This window comes from Amycolatopsis cihanbeyliensis (assembly GCF_006715045.1).
GTDB classification, from domain to species: Bacteria; Actinomycetota; Actinomycetes; order Mycobacteriales; family Pseudonocardiaceae; genus Amycolatopsis; species Amycolatopsis cihanbeyliensis.
Window position 1 is genome coordinate 4462692 of sequence record NZ_VFML01000001.1, and the last position, 12938, is coordinate 4475629.

The window sequence follows — 12938 nt, forward strand, 5'->3', positions numbered from 1 at the left end:
GTAAGTGACGTGGTGGAGGGTCGGATGCGGATCGGTGCCCAGCTCAGCTACGCCGGTGGGTTCACCGAGGCGGTCGCGGAGGTCGCGGAGCAGGAACGTGCCGGCCTGGACATCGTGTTCGTGCCGGAGGCGTACTCCTACGACGCGGTTAGCCTGCTGGGGTATCTCGCGGCCAGGACGGAGCGGGTCGAGCTGGCCTCCGGCATCCTGCAGATCTACACCCGAACGCCGGCGCTGACCGCGATGACCGCGGCCGGGCTGGACTATGTCTCGGACGGCCGGTTCACCCTCGGCCTCGGCGCGTCCGGGCCGCAGGTGATCGAGGGTTTCCACGGCGTGCGTTACGACGCGCCGATCGGCCGGACCAGGGAGATCGTGGAGATCTGCCGGCAGGTGTGGCGGCGCGAGCGGGTGGAGTACGAGGGCAGGCACTACCGCATCCCGCTGCCCGCCGAGGAGGGCAGCGGGCTCGGCAAGCCGCTGAAGCTGATCAACCACCCGGTGCGCGAGCGGATCCCGATCCTGCTGGCCGCGCTGGGACCGAAGAACGTCGCGCTGACCGCGGAGCTGGCCGAGGGCTGGCAGCCGATCTTCTTCTACCCGGAGAAGGCGGGTGAGGTCTGGGGAGGCCCGCTGGCCGAGGGTAAGGCCAAGCGTGCTCCCGAACTCGGTGAGCTCGACGTGGTGGCCAGCCTGCCGCTGGCCATCGGCGAGGACGTGGAGCACCTGCTGGAGCCGTACCGGCACATGGTGGCGCTGTATGTGGGCGGGATGGGCGCGCGGGGCAAGAACTTCTACAACGACCTCGCGATCCGCTACGGCTTCGCGGACGCGGCCAAGGAGATCCAGGATCTCTACCTGGACGGTAAGAAAGCCGAGGCGGCCGCCGCCGTGCCCGACGAGTTGCTGCGCGCGATCTCGCTGGTCGGCCCGCTCGGCTTCGTCAAGGAACGGGTCGCCGCCTTCGCCGAGGCCGGGGTCACCACCCTGCTCGTGCACCCGCTGGCCGACACCGCCGCCGAGCGCGTCAACCTGATCAGCCAACTCCGCGACATCACCGGCTGACCCGACGCCCCCGCGTGTTTGCCCCCCACGTAACCGAGTTTGCTGTCCACGCGCGTGAGTTTGCCGCTCACGTGCACGAGTTTGCCGTTCCCGTACGGGGCCGCCGCGACCTCCGCCCGGCAACTCGCCACCCTCCGCGAGGTCGGTAAGCGCCGCGACGTCGCGTTCGGTGCGACGGTCGCCGTGCCGGGACACCAGGGACCGCGCGGGCGGTGCGCTGACGCTCTCCCCGCGCGCGTGGTCCGGGGCGATCGCGGCGTGGCGGGCGACGCGCTGACGTGGGGGGCAAACTCGCCTACGCGAGCGGCAAACTCGGTTACGTGGGGGGCCAACACGGTTACGCGAGCGGCAAACACGGTTACGTGGGGGGCCAACACGCCGGGGTCGAGCCCGGACCCCCCGAGGTCCGGGCTCGACCGTCCCCCATGCCTCAGCCGACGTCGCGCCTGCGGAAGGCGGTCAGGCCGGCGCCGAGGGCGATCACCGCGAGCGCGGTCAGCCACACCAGCGGCGTCGCGGTGAACTCGCCGCCGGGCAGTTTCGGGATGTGCGTGAACGGCGAGACGTCCATCAGCAACTGCGGTAGTTGCACCACCGGACCGAACATGCTGATCAGCACGGCGACCGCGAGCACGCCCCAGGCCGCGACCGAGTACTTCGGCCAGATACCGAAGAGCGCGACGGCGATCCCGACGATCAGCCAGACCGCGGGCAACTGTGCCAGGGTGCCGGTCAGCACGTCCCCGACGGCGCCGGGGACGTCGTCCACCCGCAGGCCGTGCGCGAGGCCGACCCCGACCCCGCCGAGCACGGTCACCAGCGCGGTGCCGAGGAAGGCGAACACCAGGTGGCTCCCGGTCCAGCCGAGCCTGCTGACCCGGGTGGCCAGCAGGGGTTCGGCCCGGTAACCGACCTCCTCGCCGCGCATCCGCAGGGTGGCCTGCACCCCGTAGATCGCGGCGATCACGCCGAACATCCCGGTCATCGCGGCGAGGAAGGCCTGGATCATGCCCTCCGATCCGCCCATCCGCGCGAAGATCTCCCGCGCCTGCGCGCTGTCCCCGATGATGTCGGTGATGCCGCTTGCGATCGAGCCCATCAGCACCCCGGACACCGCGAACGCGACGGACCAGCCGATCAGCGATCCCCGGTGCAGCCGCCAGGCCAGCGCGAACGGGCTACGCAGCCCGGGTGCCGCGGTGGCGGGGCCGGGCCGCGACCGGATCAGCCCCGCGTCGAAGTCCCGCCGGGGCAGCAGCGCGTATCCGGCGGCGCCGACGACCAGCGCGGCGCCCAGCGCGAGCCCGAGCACCCACCAGCGCTCGCCGGCGAACGCCCTGATCTGTTGCGTCCAGCCGATCGGGGACAGCCAGGACAGCCAGGTCGCCTCGCTGGAGTCCCCGACACCGCGCAGCAGGAAGGTGATGCCGAGCACGGCCGAGGCCATTCCGTTGGCCGTCCGCGAGTACTCGGCGAGCTGCACGGCAGCCGCCGCGATCGCGGTGAACACCAGCCCGGCCCCCGCGGTGGACAGCCCGAACGCCCAGGCTCCCGGCACGGCGACCCCCGTGCCCAGCAGGAACAGCGACTGCAGCACACCGATCAGCACGCTGGCGCCACCCGCGACGATCACCCCGGCCGTCAGCATCGCGAAGCGCCCCACCACGGTGGAACCGAGTAGCTCGCCACGGCCGGTGTCCTCCTCGGCCCTGGTGTGCCGGGTGACCGTGAAGATCGCCATCAGACCGATCATCACCGCCATGAACCCGATCAGTCGCCAGGCCAGGAAGCCGCCCGCGGTGGAGAGGTCGAAGGCCGGGCCGTACAGCAGCGAGATCGAGGGGTTGTTGCCCATCGCGGCGGTCAGCCCGGCCCGCTCGGCCTCGGTCGGGTAAAGCTGCTCGTAGGCGCCCGCCGTGCTGGCCGGCATGACACTGAGCAGGACGATCCACAGCGGCAGGATGATCCGGTCCCGGCGCAGCGCGTGCCGCACCAGGTGCCGCGTTCCGACGAGTGGCCTGCTCATGCCGTCGCCTCCGTGCTGTGCCTGCCGGAGGCCTGCTCGGTGTAGTGCCGCAGGAAAAGCTCTTCCAAGGTGGGCGGCTGGCTGGTCAGGCTGCGCACGCCGATCTGGGTGAGCTGCCGCAGCGCCTCGTCCAGCGCGCTGGTCTCCACGTCGAAGCGCACGGTGTTGCCCTCGATCTTCAGGTCGTGCACGTTCTCCAGCCGGGAAAGGCCGTTCGGGTGCGCGGCCAGCTCGGCGAAGATCGAGGTGCGGGTCAGGTGGCGCAGGTCGGCCAGCGTGCCGGACTCCACCGTGCGGCCGTTGCGGATGATGCTGACCCGGTCACACAGCGCCTCCACCTCGGCCAGGATGTGGCTGGACAGCAGCACGGTGCGGCCCTGCTCACGCTCCTCCTGGATCGCGTACTGGAAGGTGGCCTCCATCAGCGGGTCCAGCCCGGCCGTGGGCTCGTCCAGGATCAGCATGTCCACATTGGACGACAGTGCGGCGACGATGGCGACCTTCTGGCGGTTGCCCTTGGAGTAGGCGCGGCCCTTCTTCTTCGGGTCGAGATCGAAGCGCTCGATGAGCTCCTTGCGACGGCGCTGGTCGAGTCCACCGCGCAACCGGCCGAGCAGGTCGATGACCTCGCCGCCGGAGAGGTTGGGCCACAGGCTGACGTCACCGGGCACGTAGGCGAGGCGACGGTGCAGGCTCGCGGCGTCTTTCCACGGATCGCCACCGAGCAGCCGCACGTTGCCGGAGTCCGGACGCAACAGACCCAGCAGCACCCGGACGGTGGTGGACTTCCCGGAGCCGTTGGGGCCGAGGAAGCCGTGCACCTCCCCGGGAGCGACATCGAGGTTCAGCCCGTCGAGGGCCTTGGTCCGACCGAACGCCTTGTGCAGGTCGGAAACGGAGATGGCGTTGTCCATGCCCCGGAAGGTACTGTTATTTCACAAACTTGTGAAGTTAAGAAAACATATAGATCAGGTGATCAACCCGATCGTGATTGGAGAGGATGGACCCATGTCGATCAGGCCCCAGTCCCAGCGTGACCCAGGTACCGAGACCGTGCATCGCGACGAGGACGCCGTCCGTCACTACGTGGAGCGGCTCGCGCTCGTGCTGAACGAGATCGGTGTGCAGCGGATGTCGGCCCGCGTGTTCGCGACCCTGATGACGACCGACAGCGGCAAGATGACGGCCGCCGAGCTCGCCGAGCAGCTCTCGGTGAGTCCGGCGGCCATATCCGGTGCGGTGCGGTTCCTCGACCAGATCGGCCTGGTCGCCAAGGAGCGGGAGCCGGGTGCCCGCCGGGACCACTACCGGCTCCAGGACGATCTCTGGTACGCCACCTTCCTCAAGCGCGACCGGATGATGACCATGTGGCGGGACGCCACGCTCGAGGGTGTACACGTTCTCGGTCCGGGTACCCCGGCGGGCAAGCGGCTCGCCGATATGACCGACTTCCTCGAGTTCATGCTCAAGGAGATCCCGGAGTTGTTCGCCAGGTGGAAGGCGCAGCACGAGAGCCAGCAGCGGTAGGTGCGCCGGATGTGCGCCGTGGTTGATGTCCGGCTAATTTGATAACTATGTTATCGCTACGGCCGGCCATGGCCGTACCCGGCTGAGTCGCGGCTTCCCGTGTGAGTATGGGTGCCGTGACCAGTACCGATTTCGCGGCGCCGCACTGGCTGGTCCAGCTCCTGCGCAGCACGCCGGAGCCGACGCCGTGGAACCGGGTGGTACGCGCCGCGCTGGCGCTGGCCGGGCCTCCCGCGGTCGGGTTCGCCCTGGGTGACCTCGCCCTAGGCGCGCTGGTGTCGACCGGCGCGTTGCCCACCGTGCTGGCCGACTCGGCGGGCTCCTACCGCTACCGCGCCGTGCGGCTCGGCGGCGCCGTGCTGGCCGCCACGCTCGGCTTCGGTACCGGCCTGCTCACCGGCTGGGCCCCGGTGCTGTCCATGCTCGCCGTGGTCGGGGTCGCGGCGGTCTCGGCGCTGATCAGCACCGCGGGCAGCAACGCCTCGGTGGCCGGGCTGCAGTTGCTGGTGTTCGCGGTGCTCGGCACCGGGCAGCACGCCATGAACATCGACCCTGGCGTGGCCATGCTCTGCTTCCTCGGCGGGGCCGCATGGGGGCTGCTGGTGGCGCTGGCCGCGTGGGCGGTGCGCGCGACCTCCCCGGAGCGCGGCGCCGTGGCGCAGGTGTACATCGAGCTCGCCGCCATGCTCTCCGCCCAGGACGACGAGACCCGCCGCGCGTCCCGGTACCAGCTGACCACCGCGCTGAACACCGCCTACGACCGGCTGCTGGAGGCGCGATCCTGGTTGTCCGGCCGGGACGCGACCTACCGCGGGCTGCTCAACCTGCTGGCCGCGAGCACCCCGGCCGTGGAGGCCGCGGTGGCCATGGTGAACGCCAGGCGGCACGCCCCGCCCGAGCTGGTGGACCACCTCACCGCCGTGGCCACCTCGGTGCTCGCTCGCGCGCCGCTGCCGCCCGCGCCCGCGGCCGAGCCCGCGGATCCGGCGCTGGCCGCGCTGTACGCGGGTCTGGCCAGGATCGACAACGGGACCGAACGCAAGCGCAGCGAGCGCGTGCCGGTTCGTACCCAGCTACGCGAGTGGGCGGACTCGGTGATCTCCGGCCCGCTCACCTGGCTGACCACGCTGCGGCTGGTGCTGTGCGTGGCGCTGGCCGAGGTGGCCGCGTTGCTGGTGCCGGTCGAGCGTTCGTACTGGATCACGCTGACCGTGGGCATCGTGCTGAAGCCGGACTTCGGTTCGGTGTTCGGCCGGGCGGTGTTGCGCGGGCTCGGCACCGTGGTCGGCGTCGGTATCGGCGCGGCCGTGCTCGGGCTCGGGGTGCACGGCTGGGCGCTGGTGCTGCTGATCGCGCTGTTCGCCGGTGGGGTGGCCGCCGGCAAGACCCGCAACTACGGGATCCTGAGCGCCTTCGTCACCCCGCTGATCATCTTGCAGATGGACCTCGCCAGCCGGGGCGACTGGGCGCTGGTGTTCGCGCGGCTGGTGGACACCCTGATCGGCTGCGCGATCGTGTTGGTGTTCGGCTACCTGCTGTGGCCGGGCAGCAGGCGCCCCCGGGTCGGCGGGAAACTGGCCGAGGTCGCCGACGCCGTTGGCCGCTACGTGGAGCACGGGCTGCGGGCCACCGGCTCGGCCGACCAGCGGGCGGAGCGTTCCCGCTACCGCCGCCGTGCCTACCGCGGGCTGACCGACCTGCGCACCGCTTTCCAGCAGGTCGTGGTCGAGCCCTCGCCCGCGGGCAGGCAGGCGACCGCCTGGTGGCCCGCGATCGTCGGCCTGGAACGCGTCACCGACGCGGTGACCGAGGTCGTGGTGACCGTGGAGCAGGGTGCCCCGGAGCCGGACCCGGAGGATGTGCGACTGCTCACCGTGGCGCTCGCGGAGTTCGCCGCCGCCGTTCGCGAGCAACGTGAGCCCGCCGACCAGCGGTTACCCGCCGCGCAACAGCTTGCCGGGGTGGTCGAGCAGGTGGCGGCCGCCTTCGCGGCGGTACGCGGCCCGCGGGGGTGACGGCACGCTCGCCATGTTGCGAGATCCGGCTGGTGCGGTTTGATGGGTAGTGTCGCGTATGTGAAGTGAGGAGTTCCGATGGGAATCAACTTCGGCGAGATGAAGCAGAAGGCTCAGGAACAGCTGGGCAAGCACAGCGACAAGGTGGAGCAGGGGCTGGACAAGGCGGGCAAGTTCGCCAAGTCCCGGTTCGGCGACCACTCCGAGAAGATCGACAACGCCACCCGGAAGGCCAAGGACGCGCTGCACCGCGGCGCGGGGGATGAGGGCAAGGAGCCGCCGAACGACCAGGGTGGCGGCCAGCGGCCACCGCAAGGCCAGTAACAGCCGGCTACGCCACCTCGCCGAGCGCGGTGCTGCCGTCGATCCCCACGATCCGGCCGCCGCGCTCGCCGAGCGCGCACAGGCCGTCCCGGGCGTCCGGCGCGGCCAGGCTGACCTGCACCGCGGCCCGGGCGGCACCGCGCAGGTCGGCGATGCGGCGCGCGCCCTCGTGCCCGGCGTTCAGCGTGGCCGCCAGCCCTCCGGTGGAGGCCAGCGAGCCGCGGGCCGCCCCCAGCCTGCCGAGCGCCTCGTCCAGCACCGGCAGCAACGCCTCCCGGTTGCCCTCGGTCATCGCCCGCACCAGCTCCGGCCGGCTGCCGGCCACCCTGGTGCCATCGGTGAAGGACCCGGCGGCCAGTGACGCGGCCAGCGGGCCGCCGTAGGCTCCGGTCGCGGCGAGCACGGCCGCGAGCAGGTGCGGCAGGTGGGAGATCCGGGCGACGGCCTCGTCGTGCACGGCCGCCGCCACCGGCACCACGTGCGCGCCGAGTTCGATCGCCAGGGTGGACACCTCGGCCCAGGCCGCCAGGTCGGTGTCCGGTTCCACGCAGGCCACCCAGGCCGCGCCCGTGAACAGGGCCGGGTTGCCCGCGGCCCAGCCGGAGGAGGTCCCGCCTGCCATCGGGTGCCCGCCGACGAACCGGGCGCCCGGGGCCAGCCGCCGCACGGATGCCAGCACGGGCGCCTTCACGCTGGTCACATCGGTCAGCAGGCAGGAGGGCGCCTGCTCGGCCACGAGCCGTAGCACCTCGTCCAACCCGGTCAGCGGCACGGCGAGCACCACGATCGCGTCCCGCTCGGCCGCCTTGCGTAGCGCACCCGCGACGTCGGTGCCCACCTCGTAGCCGTCGGCCACGGCCGTCTCGGCATCCACCGCGGACTCAGTGGCGCCCCAGGTCGTCCTGCCGCCGGCGCTCGCGGCCCGCAACAGGGAGCCGCCGATCAACCCGAGTCCGATCACGCAGACATCTCGCACGAGCGACATCTTGCCGTATCGGGCAAACCCCGTGGAGTACACCAACTCAGTGGGCCGGAGCGCGCAGCGCGTCCAGCGCGAAAGCCGCGTACATCGCCACACCGTGCGGGAGGGCGTCCTCGTCGTAGTGCACCCGGTTGGAGTGGTTCGGCGCGGCCTCCTCGGGCGGGGTTCCCGGTGGGCAGGCGCCGAGAAAGGCGAAGGCCCCCGGTACCCGCTGCAGCACGTAGGAGAAGTCCTCGGCCCCCATCAGCGGTTCCGCCATGGTCTCCGCCCGCTCGGCCCCGAGCACCTCGCCGGCCAGCTCGAGCACGCGATCGGCCATGGCGGGGTCGTTCGCGGTCACCGGGTAGCCGGGCTCGACGTCCGCGGAGACCCGGCAGTGGTGCGCCTCGCCGACGTGCTCGCAGATCCGCGGCAGCTCCTCCCGGATCCGGGCGCGGGCCCGCTCGGACAGGGTGCGGATCGTGCCCTCCAGCTCCGCGGTCTCCGGGATGATGTTGCTGGTCGTGCCGGCGGCGATCCGGGTCACCGACAGCACGGCAGGGTCGAACACGTTGATCCGCCTGGTGACCATGGTCTGCAGCGCGCCGACCATCGCGGCCGCGGCCGGCACCGGGTCGATGGCGTGGTGCGGCGCGGAGCCGTGCCCGCCCTTGCCGCTGACCAGCACGTCGAACCGGTCGGCCGAGGCCAGGATCGGACCGGGGCGGCAGAGCAGTTGGCCGGTCGGCGCGTTGGCGTAGATGTGCAGGGCGAACGCCCGCTCCACCCGCGAGCCCGCCGCGTCCAGCACGCCTTCGTGGATCATGTGCCGCGCGCCGTGGTATCCCTCCTCGCCGGGCTGGAACATGAACACCACCGACCCGGCCAGCTCGTCCACGTGCCTGGCGAGCAGGTGCGCCGCGGAGGCGAGCATCGCGACGTGCGTGTCGTGCCCGCACGCGTGCATGCTGTCCTCGAGTTCCGAGGCGTAGTCCGCGCCGGTCTCCTCGGTCAGCGGCAGCGCGTCCATATCGCCGCGCAGCAGCACCGCGGGTCCGGGAAGGCCGCCGCGCAGCACCGCGGTGACCGAGCCGACCGACGTGCCGCGGATGATCTCCACCGGCAGGCCCTCCAGCGCACGGAGCACGGTCTGCTGGGTCTCCGGCAGCTCGAGCCCCTGCTCGGGGCGTCGGTGGATGGCCCTGCGCAACTCCACGGTGCGCGGTTGCAGCGCCTGTGCCTCGGCCAGCAGGCCGGCGAACCGGGCATCGGGGAGCGAGGGCAACTCGGTGGGTTCCATACCTTCGATAGTCGCATTCCCGGACGGCTTGAGGCATTGCGCGTGCTTTCGGCGGACGCGCGGCATACGGTGTGCGCATGGCGGTGAAGGAGCCGATCACGGGGTTCGCGGCGGCCGTGATCCGCGAGGACGGGCGATGGCGGTGCAGCCCGCTGGACGCCGCTGCGCTCACCGAGCTGGATGCCGCGATCACCGAACTGGGCAAACTGCGTTCGACCGGCGCGGTGTTCGGTCTGCTCGCCGTGGACGACGAGTTCTTCGTGATCGTCCGGCCGAGCCCGAGGGGCGCATCCCTGCTGCTCTCGGACGCGGCGGCGGCGCTGGACTACGACATCGCGGCCGATGTGCTGGACCTGCTCCGGGTGGACCCCCCGGACGAGGAGGACGAGGCGGTGTGGCCGGAGGGCGACCTCGAGGTGCTCGCCGACCTCGGCCTGCCCGGGGTGGAGATGCAGGTGATCGTCGCCGATGTCGACCTGTATCCGGATGAGCAGCTACAGATGGTCGCCCAGCGTTGTGGCTTCGGTGAGCAGTTCACCGCCCTGCTCGACGAGCTCTGAGCGTCGGTGGAGGACTCGGCGGGGGACCCGGTGGGGGACGAGGCCGCCGTGCGGGCCGCGATCGAGGCCGCACGGGCCGCGATCGGAACGCGGGATGTCCCGATCGGCGCTGTGGTCCTCGCGCCGGACGGCAACCGGCTGGCCGCCGCGTGCAACGCCAGGGAGGAGCTCGGCGACCCCACCGCGCACGCCGAGATCCGCGCCCTGCGGGCGGCCGCGCGGGCGTACGGCGACGGCTGGCGCCTGGCCGGCTGCACCCTCGCGGTCACCGTCGAGCCGTGCACCATGTGCGCCGGGGCGCTGGTGCTCGCGCGGGTGGCCAAGGTGGTGTTCGGTGCGTGGGAACCGCGGACCGGTGCCGTGGGTTCGCTGTGGGACGTGGTGCGCGACCGCAGGCTCAACCACCGCCCGGAGGTACGCGGCGGTGTGCTGGAACGGGAGTGCGCCCGGCTACTCGAGGACTTCTTCGCCGAGCGTCGACCTCACTCCGCGGGGTGATCTTCGTCCTCATCGCGTGATGAACGCCCCGTACGGGGTATCCGAGTCGATGTCCGGTGCGTTCGCCCGGCACCCGCACGAGGAGGATCGAATGAGCGTGTTCGACAAGGCGAAGGACAAGGCGGAGCAGGCAGTCGGCAGCGCCAAGGAGAAGCTCGGCGAGCTGACCGGGAACGAGGAGCTGACCGACTCCGGCAAGGCCGACCAGACCAGCGGTGAGGCCAAGGAGGCAGGCCACGAGCTGAAGGACAAGGCCTCCGGCGCCGTGCAGGACGTCAAGGACAAGTTCAGCAACGAAGACCGCTAGCGAAATCGCTGCGCATGACGTGGACACGATCGCGGGGGACCCGGCCTTCGAGGGGCAGGTGAGGGATGCAGTATCGTGTTCCGCGGTAGCGTGTCCGAGCGGCCGAAGGAGCTCGCCTCGAAAGCGAGTGACGGGTGAAACCGTCCGTGGGTTCAAATCCCACCGCTACCGCACTGGCCCCGACCAGCGGAAACGCTGGTCGGGGCCGTTTGTTTGAGAGCACCGTGGGGGCGAGCACAGAGTGTCCGGTGCGTACACGGAGTCGGCGGCCGCCTGGCCTGCCTCCGAGACCGCTGTTGGCGCCCCTGGAGGCGGTCTCGGCGCGCCTGGTCCTCGCGTCGCGCCGTTGCCGCTGTCCCGAGTTTCGTGCACCGCGCGTGATTGGTACCGGGCCAGGCGACGCTCGGCGGCGTGGGGTTCGCCGGCGCCGCTCCCGTGCCGCCGGAGGACGTACGGCCGGATCTGTCCGTGCCATTGCCGCTGAACCAGCACCTACTCGAGACATGCAACACGTCGCACGGGTACAAGATCGTTGTGCATGCCTTGCCGGGTGATGCGAGTTGCCAACATCCGGATGGGCGGCCCGGCAGGCACGACGCCGCCCCGCCCGGGTTGCCGGGGGTCATTTCGGGCAACCAGATTCAGGTGCCCATTGATCTGCCCATCAATGCCTGTGACAAATCGATCGATATTGTGGGCCTTCTCAACCCGTCTTTTGGAAATACCTGCACTTCAGGATAACTATGAATCGATTGTGTTGAGCGGAACCCCGGGACTGGGGCCGGGTGTCGGGCCGGAGCCGGTACCGGCTGGAAGCGGCGCTCAGCCGCCGGTGACCGAGTCGATCCAGTCGTGGAACGCACCGAGATGGGTGTACTGGCACGTTGCCGCGCCGCCGGTGGAGAGCACCCCGACCTGGCGGCCGTTGGCGGCGAACATCGGCCCGCCGGAATCCCCCATGGCGCAGACGCCGTCGATCCGGGTGGCGTCGATCGCCCGCCCGCCGTAGGCATCCGTGGCCGCGGTGTCGGTCACCCGCAGGCGGGCGTTCTTCAGCCGAGGAGACTGGCGGTCCTGCTCCGTCCTGCCCCAGCCGTGGATGGTGACCGTGTCGCCAGCGGCGACGTCAGCGGCAGTGCCGAGGGTGACCGTCTCCGCCTCGACGGGCCGGCTGAGCCGGACGAGCGCCAGGTCTGCCTGCTCGTGCACGGTGACCCCGCCGGGCGCGGCGTCGACGTACTCGCCCCTGGCGTGCTCGATATCGCCGATCCGGAAGCCCCACCGGTGCTCGCCACCGATGCAGTGCCGCGCGGTCAGGATCCACTCGGCCGACAGGACGGTGGCGGTGCAGTAGCCGTCCGAGCCGTCCTGGTAGAGCCGGGCGCTCCAGGGCGCCGACTCGGTGAATGAGCCGTCGATGATCCCTTCCGCCGGCGCCGCGAGGACGGCAGGGGCAGCGACGGCGGCCACCGCGCACGCGACGATCGAACGAATCCGCACGAGTGCTCCCTTCATGGTGACAACACCGGGACGGTAACCGCGCCGCACCCTGACCAGTACCCGCCGAAAGTCAGGACCATGGGGCCATGGACACCTACGACCGGATCGGCGTCGGCTATGCGCGGGGACGCCGCACCGACCCCCGCTGGCAGGCGGTCATCGAGGACGCGCTCGGCGGGGCGCGGTCGGTGCTGAACATCGGCGCGGGCACCGGCTCGTACGAACCGGCGGGGCGCACAGTGCTGGCCGTGGAGCCCTCCGCCGAGATGCTGCGCCAGCGACCGGGCGATGCCGCGCCCGCGGTGCGGGCGGTGGCCGAGCGGCTGCCGGTGCGGGATGGCGCCGCCGAGGCGGCGCTGGCCGTGCTCACCGTGCACCACTGGAACGACTGGCGGCGCGGGCTCGCCGAGCTGCGCCGGGTCGCGCCGGTGCGGGTGGTGCTGGCCTACGACACCCGGATGCACGCCGACTACTGGTTCGTCCGGGAGTACGTGCCGGAGATCGCCGAGCGGGAGCTGGGCCGGCCCGCCGCCGCTGATATCGCCGAGGTGCTCGGCGCGCAGCGGGTCGTCCCGTTGCCGGTGCCGTGGGACTTCACCGACGGCGTCTTCCCCGCCTACTGGCGGCGTCCCGCCGCCTACCTCGATCCCGGCGTTCGCCGGAACTGCTCCGCGCTCGCGCAGGCCGATCCGCAAGCCGTTCGGCGCGGCCTGGGACGGCTGCGCGCGGACCTGGCCGACGGCCGGTGGCGGGACCGGCACCGGGACCTGCTCGGGCAGGCCGAGTTCGACGCCGGTTTCCGGTTGCTGATCTCCCGGAACTGAGCCCGACCGCGGGCGAGGAAGAGTGTAGGCT

14 protein-coding genes and 1 tRNA gene are annotated in these 12938 nt (G+C 71.4%); 10 read left to right on the forward strand and 5 right to left on the reverse strand.

Translation table 11 applies throughout. From position 1 onward, the window contains the following. Positions 1–24: 24 nt before the first annotated feature. Positions 25–1065: an LLM class F420-dependent oxidoreductase gene (locus tag FB471_RS20325; RefSeq protein ID WP_142000006.1), complete on the forward strand. Its 1041-nt coding sequence runs from the start codon at positions 25–27 to the stop codon at positions 1063–1065. A 430-nt stretch (positions 1066–1495) separates the two neighbouring features. Here the strand turns inward: FB471_RS20325 and FB471_RS20330 are convergent, their stop codons facing one another. Continuing rightward, entirely contained in the window at positions 1496–3091 is a 1596-nt protein-coding gene (locus FB471_RS20330; RefSeq protein WP_142000007.1) for an ABC transporter permease, read from the reverse strand. Beyond that, the gene (locus FB471_RS20335; protein ID WP_142000008.1) at positions 3088–4005 is read right to left on the reverse strand and encodes an ABC transporter ATP-binding protein; all 918 of its coding nucleotides are present in this window, start codon (positions 4003–4005) and stop codon (positions 3088–3090) included. The genes FB471_RS20330 and FB471_RS20335 overlap by 4 nt, the downstream gene beginning before the upstream one ends. A 94-nt stretch (positions 4006–4099) precedes the next feature. Here FB471_RS20335 and FB471_RS20340 point away from each other — a divergent pair, with 94 nt between their 5' ends. The 3 genes from FB471_RS20340 (at position 4100) to FB471_RS20350 (ending at position 6957) form a co-directional block, all read left to right on the forward strand. Further along, positions 4100–4618, forward strand: coding sequence for a GbsR/MarR family transcriptional regulator (locus FB471_RS20340; RefSeq protein ID WP_142000009.1), 519 nt, complete (start codon positions 4100–4102; stop codon positions 4616–4618). 107 nt (positions 4619–4725) lie between these two features. Next, a complete protein-coding gene (locus FB471_RS20345) occupies positions 4726–6633 on the forward strand; it encodes an FUSC family protein (RefSeq protein WP_142000010.1) in 1908 nt (635 codons plus the stop codon). 78 nt (positions 6634–6711) lie between these two features. After that, entirely contained in the window at positions 6712–6957 is a 246-nt protein-coding gene (locus FB471_RS20350) for an antitoxin (protein ID WP_142000011.1), read from the forward strand. Between the two features lie 7 nt (positions 6958–6964). On the opposite strand, the gene FB471_RS20355 is transcribed toward FB471_RS20350, so the two are convergent. Beyond that, on the reverse strand, positions 6965–7942 hold the full coding sequence (locus FB471_RS20355; RefSeq protein WP_211358079.1) for a prephenate dehydrogenase: 978 nt from the start codon (positions 7940–7942) through the stop codon (positions 6965–6967). Positions 7943–7979: 37 nt separating this feature from the next. Beyond that, a complete protein-coding gene (locus FB471_RS20360) occupies positions 7980–9218 on the reverse strand; it encodes a M20 metallopeptidase family protein (protein WP_142000012.1) in 1239 nt (412 codons plus the stop codon). 77 nt (positions 9219–9295) lie between these two features. On the opposite strand from FB471_RS20360, the gene FB471_RS20365 reads away from it, so the two are divergent. The 5 genes from FB471_RS20365 to FB471_RS35525 all read left to right on the forward strand — a co-directional run bounded on the left by FB471_RS20365 (position 9296) and on the right by FB471_RS35525 (position 11324). Next, complete coding sequence (locus FB471_RS20365) at positions 9296–9778, forward strand: tRNA adenosine deaminase-associated protein (RefSeq protein ID WP_142000013.1); 483 nt, start codon at positions 9296–9298, stop codon at positions 9776–9778. A gap of 6 nt (positions 9779–9784) precedes the next feature. After that, on the forward strand, positions 9785–10276 hold the full coding sequence (locus FB471_RS20370; protein ID WP_246076498.1) for a nucleoside deaminase: 492 nt from the start codon (positions 9785–9787) through the stop codon (positions 10274–10276). Between the two features lie 19 nt (positions 10277–10295). Then, entirely contained in the window at positions 10296–10583 is a 288-nt protein-coding gene (locus FB471_RS20375; protein WP_425457076.1) for a CsbD family protein, read from the forward strand. Between the two features lie 84 nt (positions 10584–10667). Beyond that, positions 10668–10754: transfer RNA gene (locus FB471_RS20380), tRNA-Ser, on the forward strand. A gap of 363 nt (positions 10755–11117) precedes the next feature. Next, the gene (locus FB471_RS35525) at positions 11118–11324 is read left to right on the forward strand and encodes a chaplin (RefSeq protein WP_281287440.1); all 207 of its coding nucleotides are present in this window, start codon (positions 11118–11120) and stop codon (positions 11322–11324) included. A gap of 81 nt (positions 11325–11405) precedes the next feature. Here FB471_RS35525 and FB471_RS20390 read toward each other — a convergent pair whose 3' ends face one another. Then, entirely contained in the window at positions 11406–12083 is a 678-nt protein-coding gene (locus FB471_RS20390) for a S1 family peptidase (RefSeq protein ID WP_246076499.1), read from the reverse strand. An 86-nt stretch (positions 12084–12169) separates the two neighbouring features. Here FB471_RS20390 and FB471_RS20395 point away from each other — a divergent pair, with 86 nt between their 5' ends. Then, a complete protein-coding gene (locus FB471_RS20395) occupies positions 12170–12907 on the forward strand; it encodes a class I SAM-dependent methyltransferase (protein WP_142000015.1) in 738 nt (245 codons plus the stop codon). Positions 12908–12938 lie beyond the last annotated feature (31 nt).